The organism is Cupriavidus sp. 05T41, assembly GCF_056396525.1.
Window position 1 is genome coordinate 1 of the sequence record NZ_JBFTLQ010000019.1, and the last position, 20874, is coordinate 20874.

General features: G+C 62.7%; 18 protein-coding genes. 8 read left to right on the forward strand and 10 right to left on the reverse strand.

The window, feature by feature from the left end; all coding sequences use genetic code 11:
- Window positions 1–207 precede the first annotated feature (207 nt).
- The 3 genes from AC1DKV_RS13590 (at window position 208) to AC1DKV_RS13600 (ending at window position 4891) form a co-directional block, all read left to right on the forward strand.
- Entirely contained in the window at window positions 208–1296 is a 1089-nt protein-coding gene (locus tag AC1DKV_RS13590) for a porin (RefSeq protein ID WP_441616527.1), read from the forward strand.
- Between the two features lie 326 nt (window positions 1297–1622).
- Complete coding sequence (gene mdlC, locus AC1DKV_RS13595) at window positions 1623–3236, forward strand: benzoylformate decarboxylase (protein ID WP_441616826.1); 1614 nt, start codon at window positions 1623–1625, stop codon at window positions 3234–3236.
- A gap of 155 nt (window positions 3237–3391) precedes the next feature.
- Window positions 3392–4891 (forward strand): aldehyde dehydrogenase family protein, encoded by a 1500-nt coding sequence (locus AC1DKV_RS13600; protein WP_441616529.1) that lies wholly within the window; start codon window positions 3392–3394, stop codon window positions 4889–4891.
- Window positions 4892–5239: 348 nt separating this feature from the next.
- Here the strand turns inward: AC1DKV_RS13600 and AC1DKV_RS13605 are convergent, their stop codons facing one another.
- The 6 genes from AC1DKV_RS13605 to kce form a co-directional block, all read right to left on the reverse strand.
- Window positions 5240–6031 (reverse strand): class II aldolase/adducin family protein, encoded by a 792-nt coding sequence (locus tag AC1DKV_RS13605; RefSeq protein WP_477137621.1) that lies wholly within the window; start codon window positions 6029–6031, stop codon window positions 5240–5242.
- A 73-nt stretch (window positions 6032–6104) separates the two neighbouring features.
- Window positions 6105–7493: an MFS transporter gene (locus tag AC1DKV_RS13610; protein WP_441616533.1), complete on the reverse strand. Its 1389-nt coding sequence runs from the start codon at window positions 7491–7493 to the stop codon at window positions 6105–6107.
- Between the two features lie 1208 nt (window positions 7494–8701).
- Window positions 8702–9493, reverse strand: coding sequence for an SDR family oxidoreductase (locus AC1DKV_RS13615; RefSeq protein WP_441616535.1), 792 nt, complete (start codon window positions 9491–9493; stop codon window positions 8702–8704).
- Window positions 9494–9544: 51 nt separating this feature from the next.
- Window positions 9545–10285, reverse strand: a complete 741-nt coding sequence (gene fabG / locus AC1DKV_RS13620) for a 3-oxoacyl-[acyl-carrier-protein] reductase (protein WP_441616537.1) — start codon at window positions 10283–10285, stop codon at window positions 9545–9547.
- Between the two features lie 66 nt (window positions 10286–10351).
- On the reverse strand, window positions 10352–11689 hold the full coding sequence (locus tag AC1DKV_RS13625) for an MFS transporter (protein ID WP_441643331.1): 1338 nt from the start codon (window positions 11687–11689) through the stop codon (window positions 10352–10354).
- 128 nt (window positions 11690–11817) lie between these two features.
- On the reverse strand, window positions 11818–12756 hold the full coding sequence (kce, locus tag AC1DKV_RS13630) for a 3,5-dioxohexanoate:acetyl-CoA acetone transferase (protein WP_441616541.1): 939 nt from the start codon (window positions 12754–12756) through the stop codon (window positions 11818–11820).
- Between the two features lie 137 nt (window positions 12757–12893).
- Here kce and AC1DKV_RS13635 point away from each other — a divergent pair, with 137 nt between their 5' ends.
- The gene (locus AC1DKV_RS13635; protein ID WP_441616543.1) at window positions 12894–13916 is read left to right on the forward strand and encodes an AraC family transcriptional regulator; all 1023 of its coding nucleotides are present in this window, start codon (window positions 12894–12896) and stop codon (window positions 13914–13916) included.
- Window positions 13917–14153: 237 nt separating this feature from the next.
- Here AC1DKV_RS13635 and AC1DKV_RS13640 read toward each other — a convergent pair whose 3' ends face one another.
- Complete coding sequence (locus tag AC1DKV_RS13640) at window positions 14154–14486, reverse strand: DUF2322 family protein (protein ID WP_441616545.1); 333 nt, start codon at window positions 14484–14486, stop codon at window positions 14154–14156.
- A 190-nt stretch (window positions 14487–14676) separates the two neighbouring features.
- On the reverse strand, window positions 14677–15693 hold the full coding sequence (locus AC1DKV_RS13645) for a hypothetical protein (protein WP_441649926.1): 1017 nt from the start codon (window positions 15691–15693) through the stop codon (window positions 14677–14679).
- Window positions 15694–16011: 318 nt separating this feature from the next.
- Here AC1DKV_RS13645 and AC1DKV_RS13650 point away from each other — a divergent pair, with 318 nt between their 5' ends.
- The 4 genes from AC1DKV_RS13650 (at window position 16012) to AC1DKV_RS13665 (ending at window position 19229) form a co-directional block, all read left to right on the forward strand.
- Window positions 16012–17043 (forward strand): AraC family transcriptional regulator, encoded by a 1032-nt coding sequence (locus AC1DKV_RS13650; RefSeq protein ID WP_441616549.1) that lies wholly within the window; start codon window positions 16012–16014, stop codon window positions 17041–17043.
- Window positions 17044–17165: 122 nt separating this feature from the next.
- The gene (locus tag AC1DKV_RS13655; protein WP_441616551.1) at window positions 17166–17795 is read left to right on the forward strand and encodes a glutathione S-transferase family protein; all 630 of its coding nucleotides are present in this window, start codon (window positions 17166–17168) and stop codon (window positions 17793–17795) included.
- 46 nt (window positions 17796–17841) lie between these two features.
- Entirely contained in the window at window positions 17842–18477 is a 636-nt protein-coding gene (locus AC1DKV_RS13660; protein ID WP_441616828.1) for a glutathione S-transferase family protein, read from the forward strand.
- A gap of 434 nt (window positions 18478–18911) precedes the next feature.
- Complete coding sequence (locus AC1DKV_RS13665; RefSeq protein ID WP_441616553.1) at window positions 18912–19229, forward strand: hypothetical protein; 318 nt, start codon at window positions 18912–18914, stop codon at window positions 19227–19229.
- A gap of 278 nt (window positions 19230–19507) precedes the next feature.
- On the opposite strand, the gene AC1DKV_RS13670 is transcribed toward AC1DKV_RS13665, so the two are convergent.
- Together AC1DKV_RS13670 and AC1DKV_RS13675 are read right to left on the reverse strand one after the other, a co-directional pair.
- Window positions 19508–19969 carry a Fur family transcriptional regulator gene (locus AC1DKV_RS13670; protein WP_441616555.1) on the reverse strand — a complete coding sequence of 154 codons (462 nt, stop codon included), beginning with the start codon at window positions 19967–19969 and terminating at the stop codon, window positions 19508–19510.
- A 161-nt stretch (window positions 19970–20130) separates the two neighbouring features.
- Window positions 20131–20868 (reverse strand): DUF4198 domain-containing protein, encoded by a 738-nt coding sequence (locus AC1DKV_RS13675; RefSeq protein ID WP_441616557.1) that lies wholly within the window; start codon window positions 20866–20868, stop codon window positions 20131–20133.
- Between the last annotated feature and the right edge of the window lie 6 nt (window positions 20869–20874).

Genomic DNA, 20874 nt, shown 5'->3' on the forward strand with positions numbered 1-20874 from the left:
TTCGAGCGACCGGGCGATCTGACCATGCCCAACGTCTTGCGAAAAAAACCTCGCCTGCGAACGCACGCGACAACGGTTTCGAACTAACCACCTGGCAACGAAGAGCACTTGACTGGGGATTCAGCATCAAGTCTGCCGACCTGCACCGCAGTCGCCACTGCCTCTTTAAACCATACAACAAGTGCATTAAAAAAATGGAGGAGAACCATGAAGTTAAATTACGTCGCAATGACTGCATTGATGTCGTTCCCATTGATTTCCGCTGCACAGTCTGTGACTTTGTATGGCGTAGTTGACACCGGCATTGAGTATGTCAACAACATTGGTGCGAAAAAGGATAGCGTGGTCCGAATTCCGGGCACGACTGGTTCAGTTCCGTCCCGCTGGGGCATCCGCGGCACCGAAGACCTGGGTGGGGGTGTGAATGCGGTCTTCGTCCTTGAGTCCGGATTCTCACCCGACAGCGGAGTGTCCAATCAGGCCGGACGGCTCTTTGGTCGCCAAGCCTATGTCGGGCTTAATGGCTTGTGGGGGCAAGTGGCGTTTGGCAGGCAATACACCATGCTGTTCTGGTCAACACTTGACGCGGATCTTCTGGGGCCGAACGCGTTCGGTTCGGCGTCCCTAGATCCGGGGATCGCGAACGCGCGAAGCGACAATACTATTTCGTATAAGGGCAAGTTCGGAGGCATGACGGCAGGAGCAACCTATAGCTTTGGCAGGGATGTCGCCAATGCGTCGAGTCCTGCGGGAACCAATTGTGCTGGCGAAAATCCGGCGGATAAACGCGCCTGCACGGAGTGGTCAGTTCTATTGCAGTACGAAACCCGGAATTGGGGTGTTAGCACCGCCTACGATTCAATGCGAGGCGGGCCGGGCGCGTTTGGCGGCCTCACCAGGAGCAGTCTCACCGACGATCGCTTTACCATCAACGGCTACGCACTTGTTGGCAACGCCAAGCTTGGCGCGGGCGTGATCCGGCGAGACAACAAGGGAAGTACGACTCCCCGCAGCAACTTGTGGTTTGTCGGCGGGTCACTCGCCATCACGCCTGCCTGGAATATCGACACGGAGGCCCATTACCTGAAGTTCTCCAATAGTCCGAACAAGGCGTGGCTATTCGTGGCTCGAACGACCTATGATTTTTCAAAGCGAACGAGGGTCTACGGGAGCGTCGGCTACATTGACAATCGAGGTGACCTGGCCATTTCCGTCAGTAGCGCGGCAGCCGGTTCAAATCCGGCTTCTGGGGGAAACCAACTTGGGCTGATGGTGGGGATCAAACATATCTTCTGACCAGGGCGCCAGATGGACGTGTGCAGAATCACTACCAGTACACACCAGTTTTCGCCTGTTTGTCGTTGTATCGGACACGGCATATGAATCTTCGCGCGGACCTGTCACGGCGGCGAAGACGCCGCGAGCAAGGATAGCGAGATCAACCTCGATTCCGGCGAACTAACCACAACTTCATCTGATTTGGCCGCGACGACCACGCCGGAGCGCGATGCATCCGCACGTTGGCATGTCCGGTCAAAAAGGAAATTCGTAATTCCCATTGCCACACTGGGCTTAGTGCAACAACGGAGGGTAATTTGATGTTGAATCCACGCCACGATGAAATGAGTGACATCGATGCTATCGCGAGACCGGGCGCGGGCATTCCGCAGGATGAATGCACGGTACGACAGGCAGTGTTTGAACTGCTTCGTTCGTTGAATATGACCACGATATTTGGCAATCCTGGAACCACGGAGCTACCGATGTTCCACGATTTCCCCGAAGATTTCAGGTACATCCTGGGATTACAGGAGTCGGTGGTGGTCGGCATGGCCGATGGATTCGCCCAAGCAAGTGGAGGCGCCGCCCTGGTGAATCTTCATTCTGCAGCCGGGGTGGGGCATGCAATGGGAAATATATACACGGCTTTCAAGAATCAAACGCCCTTGGTGATCACCGCAGGCCAGCAAGACAGGTCAATTCTTCCGTATGACCCCTTCTTGTTCTCGGCGCAGCCGACGGAGCTCCCAAAACCCTACGTTAAATGGGCGTGCGAGCCGGCGAGAGCTGAGGATGTCCCCGCGGCTATCGCTCGCGCCTACTACATCGCCATGCAGGCTCCCCGCGGACCAACCTTTGTGTCCATCCCGATGGATGACTGGAACAGGCCCGCTTCCCTTGTTGCGACACGCGAGGTTAGCTTCGGGTTGCGTCCCGACCCGCAGGCGATTGCCGGTCTTGCGGAGGCCTTGAAAACCGCACGCAACCCGGTGTTCGTGGTTGGCGCCGGTGTTGATCGCGACGGCGCCTGGGGGGATATGCTGAGGCTTGCGGAGCAATATCAGGGGCATGTCTGGGTCAGCCCCATGTCGGCGCGTTGCAGTTTCCCGGAAGACCACGCGTTATTTGCGGGATTCCTGCCACCGTATCGCGAACGAATCGTTGAGTGTCTCCACGATCATGACGTTATCTGTGTCGTGGGCGCCCCGGTATTTTCTTACCATGCGGCAGGGGTGGGGCCTCACATTCCGGTCGGCTCGAAACTGTATCAGCTAACGGACGATCCGGACCATGCAGCGGGATGCGCCGAAGGTACCTCGATTCGATGCACCCTTCGCCTCGGTGTTCGAGACCTGCTGGCCTGCAATACCGCCGCCGCTCCGCCCCGGCGCCGCGGCCGCCAATCGCCTCCCCGCGTGAGCATGGGCAGCGGCATTAGCACGGCCTTCCTGATGCAGACGTTGTCGGAGAGTCGCCCCGCAAACAGTGTGGTGGTTGAGGAGGCGGCCTCCAGCCGTATCGCGATGCAGAGTTACCTCCACATCAATGAACCCAAGAGTTTCTTTACATGTTCGAGCGGGGGGCTGGGGCATGCCATGCCCGCATCGGTCGGCGTCGCACTCGCTGATCCGAGCCGCCGGACGATCGGCCTGTTTGGCGACGGATCAAGCATGTACGCGATCCAGTCGCTTTGGACAGCGGCGCAGCTAAAACTCCCGATGACGATGATCATCGTAAATAACCAGCGGTATGCGGCACTTGAAAACTATGCAGCGCACTTCGATCTGCCAGAACCCGTTGGAACAAGTATTCCAGCCATCGATTTTGTGGCTTTGGCAAGGGCACAAGGATGGAACGGAAAGCGGGTGTCAGATCCGGGAGAGCTTCATCGCGATCTGGAGATCGCATTGAGGTCGAATGAACCATTTCTTGTCGAGGTGACAATAGTCGACTGAAAGCCGCTGCTGGGGAAATGGCGGACGAAACGGGTCTGGCCGGGATGATGACGTCCGCCTTTGCGTTTCGTCGCTGACTTCGTACGGATCGCAAATAGTTGACGGCCGGCGAAGATGCGATCCGGGGAATACTGAATGCGTTAAGGGAAGATCGTATGTCTAAGATCGATGAAATGAGTGGAGCATATCGTTTTCAGGATGAGTATAGGCATTTCATAGGCGGGGAATGGGTTGCATCAATCGAAGGAGGGACGATTGATCAGATCAATCCATCGACCGGAAGCGTGTTGAGCCGAATCCAGTCGGGTGGGAAGAAGGACGTGGACCGGGCAGTGGAGGCTGCCGCGCTGGCGTTCAGATCCTGGTCGCGGTCCGGTGCGGCGCAGCGGCAGGCGCTACTGCTTGAGTTCGCTCGCCGCGTGCGCGCCAGGCAGAAAGACTATGCCTTGATGGAGACCTTGAGCAACGGAAAGACCATCAGCGAGGCCAGCTTTTGGGATATTCCGCTCGTCGCGGAGCAGTTTGAGCTGTTTTCGGGGGCTGCCTACAGCCTCGCGGGCGAGACGCGCGACTATCCGGATGCCGTCGGATTGGTGCACCGCGAGCCGCTGGGGGTGTGCGCACAAGTGATACCGTGGAACGTGCCGCTGCTGATGATGGCCGCAAAGATCGCCCCTGCGATCGTTGCCGGAAATACGGTCGTGCTCAAACCTGCGGAGACTGCTTGTCTTGCGGTATTGGAGTTCTTCCGTGAAATGAGTGACATTATTCCGCCGGGCGTGGTGAACGTCGTGACGGGATATGGGGCGGAGATTGGTGAAGCGCTGGTGACGCATCCGCTGGTGCGCAAAGTTGCATTCACCGGGTCCTTGGCTACGGCAAGGAGGATCTCTCAGTACGCGTCCGTGAACATGATTCCGCAGACCATGGAGCTAGGCGGGAAGTCGGCGCAGATAGTTTGCCCGAGCGCGAACGTGGATGCGGCGGTGGAGGGGGCGGCAGTCTCGACGGTGTTCAACAAGGGTGAAGTCTGCTTGGCCGGCTCTCGGGTATTCGTGCATGAGTCGATCAAGGATGAGTTTATCGACAAGCTTCTTGGCGTGATTGGCCGAATCAGGGTAGGCGACCCGCTCGATTCCCGGACGCAACTAGGGGCGCTCGCATCGAGGAATCAGTTCGACAAGGTATGTGGCTACTTCAAAATCGCGAGGGAGGAGGGGGCGACTGTTGCGATTGGTGGAGACGTCGCGCACGTGGAGGGCATGGAGAATGGCTTCTTTGTCATGCCAACGGTGCTTACCGACGTGGATAACCGGATGCGGGTCGCGCAAGAGGAGATCTTCGGGCCGGTTACCTGTGTGATGACCTGGGCGGAGGAGGAGGAAGTCATTCATCAGGCAAACGACTCGCCTTATGGTCTGGCGGGAGGCTTGTGGACTCGGGATCTCACCCAGGCACATCGCCTGGCAAAGGCGATGGAGACAGGGACCGTATGGGTAAACCGGTACTTCAACCACCGGCCCGGCATGGCACTTGGCGGCTATAAGCAGAGCGGCTACGGACGCGAGTTCGCACATGACATCTTGCGTGAATACACGCATACCAAAGGCGTTGTCGTGAGTCTGGATGATGGTCCGGTGGGAATCTTTTCCTGACTGCCGGCCACTGGGGTCGGAGGGCTTGTCAGAAGTTTTGTGTGCAGGGCAACTGCCCTGCACACAAAGAAACTGACAGGCCCGTCTCCGTAGGCTGGGGTACTCTGCTCAACATTGGTCGCCTTGCTCCTGGCCGGCAGCCTAACAAACCTGCGTTAGATGAACGTGGGGCCAGTTCGTTGCCGTCAAGCGCGATCCTCTCGAATTCCCGGATATTTTCCCCTGTTGTGCGAAGAGGCCAACAAGTGGGGGGCAGATCCCAAACCAGCCTTGGTGTCGGCGCGAATGGGATATGGAACCCGTGCGACGGTCTAGTTCACGACTCTGCTGACCGGGACATCGCTCAACCTACTCCTTGTAAGACGGGTCGGTCCGATCCAGAAGCCGAAGCAGTGCCCGCCAGTCGCGCCCTTGCAGGATCTCTGTGTCGCCGCCGAACTGCTCGGCGGTGCGAACGCAAACGTCCGCCGAGGGCAACGTCAGTTGTCTTTGCCCCGCCAGTGCACTGACCTGGATCTGGCACGCGCGCTCAAGGTAGTACATCTCCTTGAATGCATCCGCCACGGTAGCGCCGATAGTCAGCAAGCCATGATTACGCAGGATCAGGACATTCTTGTTGCCGAGATCGCGGACTAGGCGGCTCTGTTCATCGAGATCGAGTGCGACGCCTTCGAAGTCATGATAGGCGAGACGATCATAGAATCTCAGCGCATGCTGCGAGATCGGAAGCAGTCCTTCCACCTGGGTCGATACTGCGATGCCTGCGGCGGTATGTGTATGCAGGGCGCAGACGGCATCGGGGCGAGCCTTATGTATGGCGCCGTGGATGACGAATCCCGCCGGGTTCACGTCTAGCGGTATGTCATCGACCAGGTTGCCGTGTATGTCGACCTTGACCAGATTGGAGGCCGATACTTCCTCGTAGAGGAGGCCAAAGGGATTGATCAGATAGTGGTGCGGAGAACCTGGGACGCTCGCCGAGATGTTATTGTAGATCCAATCCGTCATTCTGAAATGAGCCATCAGGCGGTAACAGGCCGCGAGATCGACACGCATCTCCCATTCGGCGGCATCGATGTGAGCCGCTTTCTTCCGGCAGTTTGCCAGGACATGCAGGAGTTCGGGGTTTGACAATGACATACCAAGGTCCTCTGGTTTTTGTGGGTGAACTGCGGGCCCGTTGCGCGGCCCGCTTCATGGAAGAACTAATCGGCTATTCGGCTGGAAACGGCGAACTCGTTGCAACTACGGCGCGGCTTGTTTTCAGCGACGGGATATGCCGCTTGATTACCAGCAACGCGACGGTCACGAAAAGCATTGCCGATCCCAGCAGGCCAAGATAGGCGGAAGCACCGCCAGCGGTAATGACGATCGCGCCAAGGAACGCACTCAGAATCGAGCCAAGGCGCCCGAATGCCAGCGCCGATGCCGTGCCGGTCGCACGAACGTTCGTCGTGTATACGTAGGCGCACACGGCATAGAGCGTGCACTGTATGGCGCTGACGAACATGCCGTGAACCCCGAGGCCGAAGATGAAGAGATCGGTGTTCTTTCCGGCGTTGACGCTCTGAAGCAAGAACGCGCTCGCGGCTGCGCCCGACGAGGCGATGACCATTGGCCAACGCGATCCGAAGCGCGCGATCGCCACGGCGCAGCCCAGGCCACCGATTACAGCACCCAGGTTCCAGGCAGTCAGGCCCGAACTGGCAATGCCGATTGGAAGACCTTCGGCCGATAACATGGTGGGCAACCAGCTAAAGGCGCTATAAACCGCGATCAGGCACATGAAGAATGCGCTCCAGATCGCAAGCGTGTCACGGATTAGGCTGGCCTCGAACAACGCGCTGAAGCCTGCCCGTTTTTCTGTCGCCTGTTCGCCGATATCTTTGAACACGGTGCTTTCGGCAGTCGGCCTGGCCATGCGCGATAGCAAGTCGCGCAGTTCAGGCCATCGGTGATGCTTGCGCGCGAGGAAGCGCGGCGATTCAGGCAGTACGGCAAGCAGCAACACGCCACAAACCAGGGGGAAAGTGCCGCCGATGAAGAAAAGGCTGCGCCAGCCGTAATGCGGCAGGACGACACCGGCGAACAAGCCGGCCAGCATGCCGCCCAGCGGCACGCAGATGCAGGTGACTGTGATTGCGATGGTTCGGTTACGCGCAGGCGTGAACTCGGCGGTTATCGTCGTCGCGATGGGCAGCGCGCCGCCGAGGCCCAGTCCGGCAATGAAACGAAGGCTGGCGATCGTGAAGATATTCGTTGCAAGACCAATTGCACATGTCGCGGTGCCAAAAAGCAGCACGGTGACGATCAACGTCATCCGGCGGCCGAACTTATCTGCGATTAGACCGGCGGTGGCGCTTCCGATTGCCATGCCGACCAGTCCGGCGGCCACCGCCGGCGCAAACGCGCCGCGACTGATGCCCCACTCCTTGATCAGCACAGGAATCGCATACCCGATCAGTTGGCCGTCAAAGCCATCCAGGATGAGTGCCAGCGATGTCATTACCACCACGATTTTCTGCAGGGCCGAGAATGCACCCTCATCGAGGACATGTCCGATATCGACCGTACGCTGGATGATGCCGTCGTTAGTCTTCATGGCGCATCCCCTGGTTGGGTCGTTGCGCGCAACGGGGGAGCGGGGGGCGTTTTCCCCGGAGATTTGGCTCCGTGGAACCACATGACATTGGAATGAGCATTCGTCGTCTCCTTGCAGTAGGCGCTTGAATTCTCCGGCGCGCCGTTTTGAACCGGATAAGCAGTGGATTGCTAAGAAGATTGCGTTCTTCGTCGCATGTTGTTTGGATGCAGGAAGTACCAATTCGAAGCCGCTTCTTCCTGCGACGTGCGCGGCGGCATTGCACCTGCGTAAAGCGGTGGAATTCGGGTGGCATGAAGTGAGTGGTCTGGCAGCGGTCTACGCACTCTGACCGGCGGTGCCGTGGCGCGCTCCAGGAAGAACAAGCGATCCGCGTCACGCCGGGAGTCCGGCATGTCCCTCGCGCCTCACACTCACAATGCAACAATGCTGTTGTGATGCAATAATGTTATTTGAGAGCGAGCAGTCCAATAGGTGTTTACACCAGGGATGGCGCCATGCAGGCCGGTGCTGATGCGGTCTGGAGAGGGGGGTGCCGCCCTCGAATCCGGACATCGAGGGCACGGGGCGCTCGGCGCGGCATCGGTGGCGCGTGAGCCTGGAGGCACCGCGCAGGCGCGCTGCGGGTGTCATGCTGCGAGCGAAGCTCGAACGGGACTGCTCGGGTACCTGGGAGGGAGGGCGGCGCCAGGCCTGACTGATGTGTTGAGGCGAGAACCCCGTACGACACAGCGCATTCGAGGCGCTGCGATGCCTTCACGCGGCGGCGAGGCTGTTGCGGAGCATGTTGCTACAGGCTGCTTTACGGCAATCGCGCCGGACGTCGGCTCAGTGAGCAAACGCAATGCAGCTTGTCGTTCTGGTGGTCAGCCGGTCTGTCCCCGCGCACTGTCAATTCGCAGGTTGCCGGTCCGAGCACCGGCAGGGAGCCAAACGAAACCGAAGTCGTGTCGTGACAGCGCCGGCAGGTGTCTCGCGGGGCGTAGGGTGCCCAGCCCCTGAGACTGTCGGCATCTCATCGCCGGGCTGGCCGGTCTGCCGCCGGTGTGCTTCCCGCGGATAGTTGTCGCCGGCGCGCCGGCCGGCCTCTCAGTCATCGGGAGAGGCACGGACGCATGCGCTCCGGAAGCGGCAAGGGCGCCGCGGCGGATGCCCGGCAAGGCTGGATGGACCCACGCCGCCCGTTGATACAGGGCCGCGGGTTGCGCTTACAGAAACTCGAGATTGCCGTCCACGCTGATGGCCTGGCCCGAGATGTTCCGCCCCGCCGGCGATGCCAGGAACAGCGTCATCGCGGCAATGTCATCGACGGTCACCATTCGCTTGAGGGATATCTTTCTCAGGTATTCCTCCTTCATGGCTTCGAAGGTGATGCCAAGTGCCGCCGCGCGCGCCGAGATCACGCGGTCCATGCGCTCCCCTTCGACAACACCGGGCAGGATGGCATTCACGCGGATATTGCTAGGCCCGAGTTCGATGGCCAGCGACTTGACCAGTCCGACGATGGCCCACTTCGTCGCGGCATAGGGGGTGCGGAATGGATAGCCGAGGCGTCCCGCCACGGAGGACATGGCAATGATGGCGGGACTGTCCGACGTTGCCTTCAGGACGGGAACGGCCTTCCTCAGGAAGTAGTACTGGCTGTTCAGGTTCGTGGCGACCGTCTGCTCCCACTGCTCGGGCGTGATCGTGTCGATGGGGCCGGTCGGGCCGGCAATCCCCGCATTGTTGACGAGGATGTCGAGGCCTCCCAGCGCGGCTCTGGCATCGTCGATCAGGCTGTCTACCTGTTCCCGGTCCGCGACATCCGCCACGCCCGCGTGAAGGCGCGGATGCCGGGTCTTCTCCCGGGCGACGGCGGCAGGGTCGATGTCGCAGACGTAGACGGTGGCGTCCGCCTGCAGGAACGCCTCGGCAATGGCGGCGCCAATGCCGGCGGCCCCGCCCGACACCAGCACCCGAAGGCCGGCTCTGGGCTTCAACAGCTCAAGCGTATTCATGATTGGTCTTTCAAGAGAGTTGGCAGGAGTGGGCAGCGATTATCCGCGCAATCAGAGCGTCATGCCCCCGGAGGCCTCGATCACTGCGCCGTTGATGTAGCTCGCCTCATCGCTGGCCAGGAAGGCGTAGATATTGGCAATCTCCTCGGGCTGCCCCAGCCGCCGCAGCGGGACCTGTTCGCGCATCTTGGCCAGGACCTCGTCCGGCACGGTCGACAGGATCGGTGTGTCGATAAATCCGGGCGCGACGGCGTTGACGCGGATACCCTTTGGCCCGAGTTCCCGGCTCCAGGTCTTCGTGAAACCGATCACCCCGAACTTTGCCGCCGCATAGTTGGTCTGGCCGAAGTTGCCATAGAGGCCGACCACCGAACTTGCGTTCAGGATGACCCCGGACGCTTGCGCGATCATCCGGTCGGCTACGGATTGCGTGGTCTGGAAGACGCCGCGCAGGTTGACGTCGATGACATCGTCGAACTGCTTCAGTGTCATTCTCTGGAGGCGGGCGTCACGGGTGATGCCGGCGTTGTTGACCAGGGTATCGATCCTGCCCCACCAGTCGCAAACCTGCTCCACCATATCGTCGACGGCGTCCCGGTCCGAGACATTGATGGCGAAACCCCGGGCGTCGGCGCCTGCCTGCCGACACGCATCGACGACCGCAGATACCGCGTCGCCATTCACGTCGCATGCCACGACGATCGCGCCTTCGCGGGCAAACTTCAGTGCCGTCGCCGCGCCGATGCCCTGGCCTGCGCCCGTCACGATTGCCACTTTGCTGCTCAGTCTCATGAACTACCTTCCCGTGGTGAAAATACGAATCCGCGTGCCGCCGCGCAATCGCGGCGGCATGCGGCGTCAGACCCCCTGCGCAAGCGCCGGCTCGCCGCCGGTGCCGCGTGTCTCGAGCTGGATCGCCCTGGCGAGCAGCGGTACCAGCAATACGCCCAGCACAGCGGCGCCGACGACCACGGCGAACCCCGAGGTGCTCTTGCCCGTCGTCGCTTCCGCCATCCCGAACAGATAGGGGCCGACGAAGCCGCCCATCAGGCCAATGGTGTTGATGAACGCCAGGCCTGCGGCAGCATGGATGCCCTGCAGCCGCTTCATCGCGATGGCCCAGTAGGAGGGCAGGACACCGCCGCCGAAAAACGCGGTGGCCGCGAACAGCACGATCTGAAGCGTCTGGTTGGTCGTGGTGAAGACCGCACCGGCACTCGCGGCCAGGCCCGCCGTCAGCACGCCGAGGTACAGGCAGTCGGCATCGATGCGGCGATGAATGCGCGGCAGGATCAGCACGCCGCCCAGAAAGCCGATGCCCACGCTGCTCGACAGCAGGCCAACGACCAGGGGCGATGTCACGTGCATCTGGTGGATCATCGCCGGCGTGAAGAACACGAGGCCGACAAAGGCCACCTGATTCAGAAAGTAGATCAGCCCGATGAGCACGGTGGTGGGGCGTTTCAGTGCGGCCATCCAGTGCGCGGAGGTCAACTGTGCGTGATCTTCGATGACCGCACGGCTTTCGAGGATCCGGGCTTCCGCGCGGGACAGCCAGCGGGCATCGCTCGGCCGCTCGGGCAGCTTGAAGTACAGCAGGATGCCGACGAAGATCGTCGGCAGGCCTTCGAGCAGGAACATCCATTGCCAGCCGTGCAGGCCGCCCACGCCATCGAGCTGCATCAATGCACCCCCGAGCGGATTGCCGATCACGAGCGCAATCGCGGGTGCCGTGTAGATCCAGCCAACGGCGACCGGACGTTCCCTGGGCGCGAACCAGAGCGTGACCATGTACATCAAGGCGGGAAACAGGCCGGCTTCGGCAATCCCGAGCAGGACGCGAAGCGTGTAGAAGGACCACTCGCCCTGCACGAACATCATGCAGGCGGACAACGCGCCCCACGTGACCGCGATGCGGGAAATCCAGCGCCGCGGCCCGACGCGGTGTGCGATCAGGTTGCTGGGCACTTCGAGCAAGGCATAGCCGATGAAGAAGATGCCGGCGCCGAGCCCGTAGATGGCCGCGCTGATGCCCAGGTCGGCCGCCAGCTGCACCTTGGCCAGCGCCACGTTGGTGCGGTCGAGATACGACATGAAGTAGATCGCGCACATCAGCGGGATCAGTTTCAGTATGGCCTTGCGCGTGGCAAGGCGGTGCATTTCGTCACTACCGGAATCAAGAGAGGTCGTCACCATGATGTCTCCACGAAGGAATCTGTTTTTTGTAGTCATGACTGCCTGAACCGACGGGCATCCTGTGAGTGCGGCCTGCGTGCCGGCGAGCGAAGGAGGTCGCGCCAGCACGAGTTGCCCGGCCAGGATCGTCAGAAGTTCACGTTGCCGGCGCCTTTCAGCCCGAGCATCTGGCGGGCTTCATCCGGCGTGGCGATCTCGAACGACAGCTCTTCCAGGATGCGGCGGATCTTGCGCACCTGGTCGGCATTGGTCCTCGCCTTTACGCCCTTCGAGATGTAGACGCTGTCCTCCAGGCCCACGCGGACGTTGCCGCCCATGATGGCGCCCATCGTGACGAGCGGCATCTGGTGCCGGCCGGCCCCGAGGATCGAGAATTGATAGTTTTCGCGCCCGAACAGCCGGTCGGCGGTGGCGCGCATCATGGCCAGGTTCTCGGGGTCCGGGCCCAGCCCGCCAAGAATGCCGAGCACGGACTGGATGAAGAACGGCGGCTTGACGATGCCCTGGTTGACGAAGTGGGCCAGGTTGTAGAGATGCCCGACGTCGTAGCATTCGAACTCGAACCGCGTGCCGTGTTCCTGGAACTCGGTGAGGATGCCCTTGATGTCCTTGAAGGTGTTGCGGAAGATCATGTCTTCCATGGACTCGAGGTAGGTTTTCTCCCAGTCGAACCGCCAGGCGCTGATCTTCTCCGCGACCGGGTGCAGCGAGAAATTCATCGAGCCCATGTTCAGCGAGCACATCTCCGGCCGCGCCAGCCGCGGATAGGCCAGCCGCTCCTCGAGCGTCATGCGCGTGCTGCCGCCCGTGGTGATATTGATGACCGCGTTGGTGGCGCGGGCGATCGCCGGCACGAACTCCTGGAAGATTTCCGGACGTGGCGTCGGGCGGCCGTCGCGGGGATCGCGTGCATGCAGGTGGAGGATGGCCGCTCCGGCCTGTGCCGCCTCGATGGCCTGCGACGCAATGTCCGCGGGTGAAAGGGGCAGGAATTCCGACATCGAAGGGACATGCGCGGAACCCGTCACAGCACAGGAAATAATGACTTTATGGCTAGCGTTGCTCATTGGGAGAATCGTCTCGGTATCAAGCGGTCGCATGGTGCGCCGGCTCTTGTCGAACGGATAATAGTTCGATAGCATGCGCGGCGTAAGGTCATTTCCGGACACTACGAAGGCAAAAAGGGACAACTTGGGGAGACGCCGTGGCGCCGAGATTTCCACTGCATAACGAGCGCATCCATGCGCCATACAAGATCGCGGCGCTGGTCGAGGTGCTTGCCGAACAGGGAATCGCACCGGCAGACAGTCTGAGGGGCACCGGAATCGATGCCGACGAGTTGTCCGGCACGTCGGTCTTGACGTCCGTGCGCCAGTACATTGCCGTGTGCAAGAACGCGCTGAACTTGTCGAGCGATCCGGCCACGCCTTTCGAGGTCGGCTCACGCCTGCATCTGTCGGCCTACGGCATGTACGGGTACGCGTTGATGTCTTGCCTGTCGCTGCGCGACTACTTCAGGCTAGGCGTGAAATACCACCGGCTGGCAACGCCGACGCTGGCGATCGATTGGACCGAATATCCCGACAAAGCGGTCTGGACGTTCCCGGACGCATTCATTGCGAGCGCATCCGCTGAGTTGCGCCAGTTCCTGATCGAGCAGCAGTTTGCGCAGCACGTCACGCATCTGCAGGACGTCGCGGGCCGAAGCTGCCCGCCCGTCAAAGCCTGCTTCCCGTATCCGGCGCCGGCCCATGCCGGGCTCTATCCAAAGTATCTTGGCTGCCCTTGCGCATTCGGGCAGCCGCAATACGAACTCATCTACGACAGCGCCATCCTCGAGCATAAGCCGCAGCTGGCCCACCGGCACTCCGCCGCCCTGATCCAGGAGACATGCGACCGGCTGGTGGGACAAGCCAAGACCTCCGTCGGCGTGTCTGGCGAGGTGTACCAGATCCTGATGCGCGAACCCGGCGTCTTCCCGGGCATGGAAACGGTGGCGGAAACGCTGGGCATGACCAGCCGGACGCTGCGGCGGCACCTGGGAACGGAGGGCACGTCGTTCGGTGCCATTCTGGATGATGTGCGTTTTTCCCTGGCGACGGAGTACCTGAAGACGACCAGGATGAGCACCGATGACATCGCCTTGCTTCTGGGCTTCAGCGACGGCGCCAACTTCCGGCGTGCCCGCAAGCGATGGGCAGAGAAAGAAGCGACGCCACCTCACTAGCGCAGCCCGGGAAGTGGAATGAGTCCAGCGCCCCGGGAAAGCCCGCGCGGGTTTTACACACGATCTCACGCAAGCCAGCCCGAAAGCTGGCTTGCGCATGACGCTACGGAGTCGTCAGGTCGTCGTCAGGCCGTCGTCGTATCGGCGTCAGGCGACGCTGCGGGGAGTCCCGGCACGTTCCGGCGCAGTGCTGACCACGCTCAAGCGATCGGCGTCGTCACGTGCAACCTGAGCGGTTCAGGCTGTGGCGACGAGGTCGATGCGCAATGCTTCGCCACCGGCCGCGATAGCGAGCAGGCGGTCAACGTTCGGGTGCGCACCCGGACGGTTGCGCGCGTCGACCGTGTGCTCGGCAAACACCGCGAGGCCGTGCTCGGCCGCGGTGGCGTCCAGGGCGCCGAAGGCTTGCCGGAGATAGTGGTACACCGCCAGGGAGCCCTGCTTGCCCGGCTTGTTCTCGATACTTGCCACCACGGCGCCCTTGCCGTCGACGAGATCGATACGATCGATACCGTCGATGGCGGGCAGTTGCGCGAGGTTATCCTTGAATACGTTGCTCGGTTGAATCACTTAAAACACTCCGTTGTTTCGGGAAACTGCTAGGTGGCCGTATTTTATCTGATCGGGTGCCGCGCCTGTTGCCTGTGCCGGCTGCTGTCTCGGCGCGCCGTGCAAGTCGCCTGCAACCGTTGCGTTGGCGGTGGTATCCGCCGGGAGATGGCATTGCCATGATTTCGGGCTCCGTGTTTTCGATTGCGGATCAAGCCATGATCGGTGCCAGCGCGGCACCGATCCGGAGCGCTTGCGCAGGCGAGATCATCGCGTTGAGCGTTTCGCCGAAGCGCGGAATCTGCACGCCCGACGCGATGTACTGGAAGCGATACGCGGCAAGAACGGTGTTCGTCACGGCATCCATGTCGGCGCTTGTCATGGGCCGGTTGCAAAGCGCGATGAAGTAGCGCGTGTCTGCGGCTGACTGGGCTTGCAGAATCGCGTCGATGGCGCCCACCAGCGCAATCAGGTCGTCCACGGCTGCATCGCGCGCTTGCGGCGAGACTTTGGCGTTCTCACGGACCCATTCCAGCTCGTCCAGAATCGCGTGCTGCGATTCCTCCTTCCAGTGGAACAGGAACACATCCTTGAACAGGGGCGAAAGCTCGCTGTCCGGCGCGATGCTGGCCCGGTAGTGGGCTTGCGTGAACAGTTCGATCAGACAAGTCAGCGCCAGCACCGACCACGTCGATTTGCCCAGTACGAACGACGCGACGTCATCGGGCCGCGGTCCGAACTGGTACCCCGCGGGCATCTGGGCGCCTATCATGGTCTCGATCCGGCGAAACAGCGCCTGGTGCTTCAGCTCCTCGTCGGTGAAGCGCACCAGTGCCTCGAGTGCGCCCTGGTCGCCAAGCCAGTGGTCGCGGCTCACCTCGAGCATCTTGGCGCCGATGAACCGCTCTACCAGGCCGAAGATGTTGGCATACGAGCGGCCCTGGATCTGCGACAGCAGGCGACGCTCGATGCCGCTCAGGAACGGCAGGCGATCGACGAAGGACAGGCCGTCAGGCAGGAATTTCTTCGTGAAGTCGAAATCCCGTTGGCGCAGCACATCGCGATCAATGTCCCACCGGACGCGCCTGGACACTTCCACGCATCTGGCGTAGCGCGCGGAATCGACATAAGGCTGCGAGGGAGGGAGCTGAGCATCGGATGCGGCATGCCGGGTCCTGAGTGCGGCGAGATCGGCATTGGGCAGGGAAGGTGAGGTGGCTGCGGACATGACTGCTCTCCTGGGAGACGGGGTTGGGGCTGGTGTTGCTGTGGTGTTGCAGTGAAAATGCGGCCGGCTGCGTCCAAAGAAGCGCCGCATGGGTTGCGGGATCGCCAGGTTCTTCCGGAGCAGGCGCATACAGGCCGTGCATTGCCCGCCTGTTTGGCGGGAAACGCCGCAACCCTCGGTGCGGCCCTGCTTGAGCCGAATCCTCTTGCGTGTGTTGGCCTTCAGGCACGGGGCTAGTATCCTGACGGCAAGCGCGCCATTGAATAGCCGGGCGTCCGGATTTCTTGTGCGCGACCCCAACATTGCGCAACTGCTGCCATGGATGCTCTCTCCGATGTGCTGCGCGTCATCCAGTTGACGGGGGCAGTTCACCTCGACGGCAGCTTCTCGGCGCCCTGGTGCGTCATCGGGCAGGCCGACTCGGCGCTTTGCTCGGCATACCTGCCAGCCTCCGGGCGGGTCGTCTCGTTCCATCTCGTCACGGAAGGCAGGTGCTGGGCGATGCTGCCAGGCGATCCGGCGAGCGCGCTGCTGGCGGAGGCCGGCGATGTCATCGTGGTGCCGCAGGGCGAGACCCACGTGTTAGGCAGTTCCACCGATCTGTTGCCGGAATTCCTGGCGCCGCTCCTGGCTGAGCATGTCGAGGCAAAGCCCGGCGAAGTCATGACGCTCGTCCACGGCGGCGGCGGCGAGCTCACGCGCATGGTGTGTGGCTTTCTTGCCATGCAGGACAATTCGCGAAATCCCCTGCTTTCCGCGCTGCCCAGGCTGTTCACGGTGAGCATGCGCGGATCCAGCGCGTCGTGGCTCGAATCGTCGCTGCGCTTCGCGACCGAGGAGGCGGCCTCGGCGCAGGCAGGCAGCGCCACGGTGCTGGCCAAGCTTGCGGAGCTGGTGTTCGTCGAAGCGGTTCGTCGTTACGTCGGCACGATGGCCGGCGATCGCAAGGGGTGGCTGGCGGGATTGCGCGATCGCTTCGTCGCGCGAGCACTCGCGCTGATGCACGCGCGACCGGTGCACGACTGGACCGTGGATGCGCTCGCGCGCGAGGTGGGCATCTCGCGTTCGGGGCTGGCGCAGCGCTTTACCGAACTGGTCGGGCTGCCACCGATGCAATACCTGGCACTGTGGCGCCTGCAGCTCGCCGCGCGGCAGCTTCGCCTCACTGATGCGTCGCTGGCATCGATCGCCGAGGCTGTCGGATACGAATCGGAGGCCTCATTCAATCGCGCGTTCAAGCGGGAGTTCGGCGAGCCACCCGCGACATGGCGCAGGAAAGCGGCTGGCGCCCCGACCGGGGACAAAGGAGCCACAGCCGACGCCGCGTCGGACGTAGCCAACCCCGCGTGATTGCCGGCATGGCGGAGGCGGGGACGGCGCCCCGTCCCCGGGGCGTACCGATGCCGTTTCGGCTGTCGTGTATCGTTGAGGGCTTGCTCGCAAACGCGAGGTTTTCACCGGGGGCACAACAAATGCTGACGATCTGGGGCCGGGCGAATTCGGTCAATGTGCAGAAGGTGCTGTGGTGCTGCGACGAACTCGGCTTGTCATTCGAGCGGATCGACGCCGGCATGCAATTCGGCCGCAACCATGAGCCTGAGTACCTTGCAATGAATCCGATGGGGCGTATTCCGACGCTCATCGATGGCGATTTCGTGTTGTGGGAGTCGAATTCGATCCTCCGCTACCTGGCGATGCAGTACGGGAAGGGCACAGCGCTGTACCCGGCGGATCCGAAGCTGCGCGCCAGCGTGGATCGATGGCTCGACTGGTCCCTTTCGACGCTGCAGCCAGCGGAACGGCCAGTCTTCTGGGGCGTTGTGCGAACGCCCGCCGCCGAGCGCGATATGGATCGCCTGAAGGCGGACGCCGCCAACGTGGCCGGCTTGTGGCAGACACTGGACAGGCATTTGCAGGGGCGCGATTATCTCGAGAGCGGCGAGTTCACGCTCGCCGACCTGGTGCTCGGCGCCTATGCGCGCCGCTGGTACGGGCTCGATGCCGAGATCGAACGTCCCGCACTGCCGGATATGGATCGCTGGTACGAGCGCGTCAGTACGCGTGCCGCCTTCGGGCAATATCTCGCCGCGCCGCTTAGCTGAGCCGCACGCAGGTGCGCGCGAATCAACACTTCACCTACTGTTTCCGATGACCATCATCCTGCACACCTGGAACACCCCGAACGGACGCAAGATCAGCGTTGCACTCGAGGAAATGGCGCTTCCGTATGCCGTCAAGACGGTGAACATCACCAAGGGCGAGCAGCACCATCCGGACTTCCTGCGCATCAGCCCGAACAACCGGATCCCGGCCGTCGTCGATCCCGATGGCCCCGACGGGCAGCCGATCAGTGTGTTCGAATCGGGCGCGATCCTGCTTTACCTTGCCGAGAAGACCGGCAAGTTCCTGCCTGCGGCCTTGCGCGACCGGGTTTCGGTGCTGGAATGGCTGATGTGGCAGATGGGCGGCTTCGGGCCCATGCCGGGACAGGTGCATCACTTCCGCACGGTCGAACCGGAGGCTGACCGCCACTATGGGCTCAAGCGCTACTCGGAGGAAACGACCCGGCTTTACGGCGTGCTGGACCGCCGGCTCGCGGAAGTCGAGTTCGTCGCCGGCGAGCTTTCCGTGGCGGATTTCGCGATTCTGGGCTGGGCGTGGCGGCATGAGCGCCACCAGGTATCGCTCGATCGCTATCCGAACGTGCGGCGCTGGTATGACGCCCTGTTCGCGCGGCCGGGCGTGCAACGCGGCTTTGCGGTCAAGCTGGACGACTTGCCGTAGCCTGCAACGCCTCTGATGACGATGCCGCGCCGCTGCCCCCGTGACATGCAGCGGGCAAGGGATGCCCGAAGACGGATCCTCAGATGGCGGCGGCATCGCACGCACGATTCAGTTCGGCCGCGGCCATTCCCGCTACTTCCGAGACCCTCCGGGAGGCGTGCGTCGTCCCATCGTATTGCCACCTTCGCGGGCCTTGGATGGCGCCGGCACCTTACCTTCGGGCGCCTCGTGCAGAGCCCGGCCAGGTGTTGGCACGCGACCCACTGTTGCGCCGCATATTGCGCCGCTTGTTGGCTGCGCCCCATCACTTGCTCCCCGGTTTAGGCTCCTCCGCGCACACCCATTGCCGCTTGGCACATGGCATGGCGCGTGCTCTGTGGAAGGTAGAACGTCGTGCGCGCCGTTCATTCCCCCACGCTTCGAAGGAGCACACCATGAGATTCAAGTTCGGCAGTTTCGTCATTTCCGCGGCCGTCGCCGCCGTCGCTCTCATTGCCGGCGCCGCTCAGGCCTCTGGCCCAAATGACAGCACCTTGTCCGCTGACAAGTACGGCTACAACTTCCGCGTTGGCAAGACTGATGCCTTCACCGACGGTGCTCGTACCGGCAAGTTCGACAGCTTCGGCGAAGGTGCCCGCCAGGTCGATCCGTACACCGATGGCGCACGCACTGTCGCCGGGCTGGACCGCAGCGGCGTATCGTCCGATCCGGCGCGCAGCGTCGATGTCTACCTCGACGGCGCCATGGCCTGAGTGACTGCGTGTCCGGCCGGCTGGCCGGGGCTGACACGCAAGGGTCTCGCCCAAGTCCACAGGTATGGACTTGGGCAAGACCCTCTTTCCCATTGGCGCAGCCGCGCGTGGGCTCATCGGGGCCGTCCCGGCCGACGACGCACTCCCTGTCCGGCATTGCGTACTTCGGCAGCGTTCGCCTGAACTCCGACTATCAGTCGAGCGCGGAACGCGCGGTGGCCGCGGCGGCCGGGTTCGCGCTGCGGCGGGCCAGCCGAACCGTCATGCTCCGCGAAGCCTCAGGCTGGCGCGGCGCAGGCCCGGCAGCGGCCGACCAGCGCGCTCCTGACATGGGCAGGGCGCAGTCCCGCCGATGCCAGCCGGGCTTCCTGCATGGCAAGCAGCGCGGCGTCGAAGACCTCGTCGATCTGGCCGCAGCCGCTGCAGAACAGATGCTCGTGCGCGGGGCGGTCCGCGAGTTCGTAGAAGTGGGTCAGCTTGTGGTCGCCCGAAGGAACGGTGACGCGGAAGATCAGTCCGCTCTCGGTCAGCTCGTATAGTCCGGCCCGGAACGTGGAAAGCGCGGTCCGGTAAGGGGACGACACCATGGCGCGGCACAATTGCTCGGCGGTCGTGTGCCTGGCGGCGCTTTCCCGGAGAACCAGCAAGACGGCCATTCGCCCCAGGGTCACAGGCAAGCCGCTGTCCGCGATCGCCTGCGCGGCCAGGCGGCCGCTCTCGCCCCAGGCGGCGCCGGGCAAGGAGTCTCTGGCACGCCGGCTGGCGGCCAAAGCATGAAGGGAGGCGAAGCGCCGGACGACTCTGGGTGGCATCGGTAGGCTTGGCCGCACGCCTGTGGGGCGGTGCGGCCGGGGCTGGGAGGAAGCGGGCGGTAGCGTGCGCAAGGCCGCAGCCACGGCCGCTAGTGCGGCGGCGATGCCTGCCAGGTGGCGGGTGCCGTCGTCCGCGGGCCGGCGGGAATCGTCAGGGTTGCCGTGGCGCGATGCCGCACGGCGGCGTAAGCGGTGCCGTCGAACGTGCCCGGAGTGCGCTCCAGGTGGATGACGTGCAGGATGTATTGTCCGCGCCAGGGGAACGCGAAGCGCACCAGGCCGTCCTTGCCGGTGGTCGCCTCGCGCGTCCAGGCGTTGGACGCGATGACGCGCACGTCGGCCGCGGCGAGCGGCGTGCCGCGGAAGACGACGCGATATTCGCCCGCGCTGCCCGTGGGCAGGATATCCAGCGGCATCGACGTGGCCACCTCGGCTGCCGCTGTCGACTCGCCGATCAGCCGGGCATAGAACATGGGTTTGACCACGCCGAGCCCCGCGTGGGTCCAGTCCTTGACGGCATAGGCGCCTTCGCTCGCCAGCACGGCAATGCCACGGGGCTGCGAGGCGAAACGGAAGCCGCCGGCTTCGCGGCTGGCGGTGAGCGCTGCGGTCTGCCCGTCCCGGCCGAGCGCGCGGATTTCCGGGCCCGGCATTTCATCGAGGCGCCCGGGAGAGCGTTCGCGCAGCATCTCCTCGTACTCGCCGAAGTAGAGGTGGGCGCTGACCTTGTCCTGTTCCAGCCAGAGATAGTGAGCCCGGGCGGGCGCGACGAAGGCGGCGCAGGTGAGCGCAAGTGCGATGCTGGCGAGAAATGCGTGCTGTTTCATGGGTTC

Excerpts from the sequence above, each read along its gene's own strand:
- fabG (WP_441616537.1), bottom strand. The coding sequence starts at position 10,285 with ATGAGACTGAGCAGCAAAGTGGCAATCGTGACGGGCGCAGGCCAGGGC.
- AC1DKV_RS13660 (WP_441616828.1), top strand. The coding sequence starts at position 17,842 with ATGACCATCATCCTGCACACCTGGAACACCCCGAACGGACGCAAGATC.
- AC1DKV_RS13615 (WP_441616535.1), bottom strand. The coding sequence starts at position 9,493 with ATGAATACGCTTGAGCTGTTGAAGCCCAGAGCCGGCCTTCGGGTGCTG.
- mdlC (WP_441616826.1), top strand. The coding sequence starts at position 1,623 with ATGAGTGACATCGATGCTATCGCGAGACCGGGCGCGGGCATTCCGCAG.
- AC1DKV_RS13590 (WP_441616527.1), top strand. The coding sequence starts at position 208 with ATGAAGTTAAATTACGTCGCAATGACTGCATTGATGTCGTTCCCATTG.
- AC1DKV_RS13645 (WP_441649926.1), bottom strand. The coding sequence starts at position 15,693 with ATGTCCGCAGCCACCTCACCTTCCCTGCCCAATGCCGATCTCGCCGCA.
- AC1DKV_RS13675 (WP_441616557.1), bottom strand. The coding sequence starts at position 20,868 with ATGAAACAGCACGCATTTCTCGCCAGCATCGCACTTGCGCTCACCTGC.
- AC1DKV_RS13665 (WP_441616553.1), top strand. The coding sequence starts at position 18,912 with ATGAGATTCAAGTTCGGCAGTTTCGTCATTTCCGCGGCCGTCGCCGCC.
- AC1DKV_RS13625 (WP_441643331.1), bottom strand. The coding sequence starts at position 11,689 with ATGGTGACGACCTCTCTTGATTCCGGTAGTGACGAAATGCACCGCCTT.
- AC1DKV_RS13655 (WP_441616551.1), top strand. The coding sequence starts at position 17,166 with ATGCTGACGATCTGGGGCCGGGCGAATTCGGTCAATGTGCAGAAGGTG.
- kce (WP_441616541.1), bottom strand. The coding sequence starts at position 12,756 with ATGAGCAACGCTAGCCATAAAGTCATTATTTCCTGTGCTGTGACGGGT.
- AC1DKV_RS13610 (WP_441616533.1), bottom strand. The coding sequence starts at position 7,493 with ATGAAGACTAACGACGGCATCATCCAGCGTACGGTCGATATCGGACAT.
- AC1DKV_RS13650 (WP_441616549.1), top strand. The coding sequence starts at position 16,012 with ATGGATGCTCTCTCCGATGTGCTGCGCGTCATCCAGTTGACGGGGGCA.
- AC1DKV_RS13600 (WP_441616529.1), top strand. The coding sequence starts at position 3,392 with ATGTCTAAGATCGATGAAATGAGTGGAGCATATCGTTTTCAGGATGAG.
- AC1DKV_RS13605 (WP_477137621.1), bottom strand. The coding sequence starts at position 6,031 with ATGTCATTGTCAAACCCCGAACTCCTGCATGTCCTGGCAAACTGCCGG.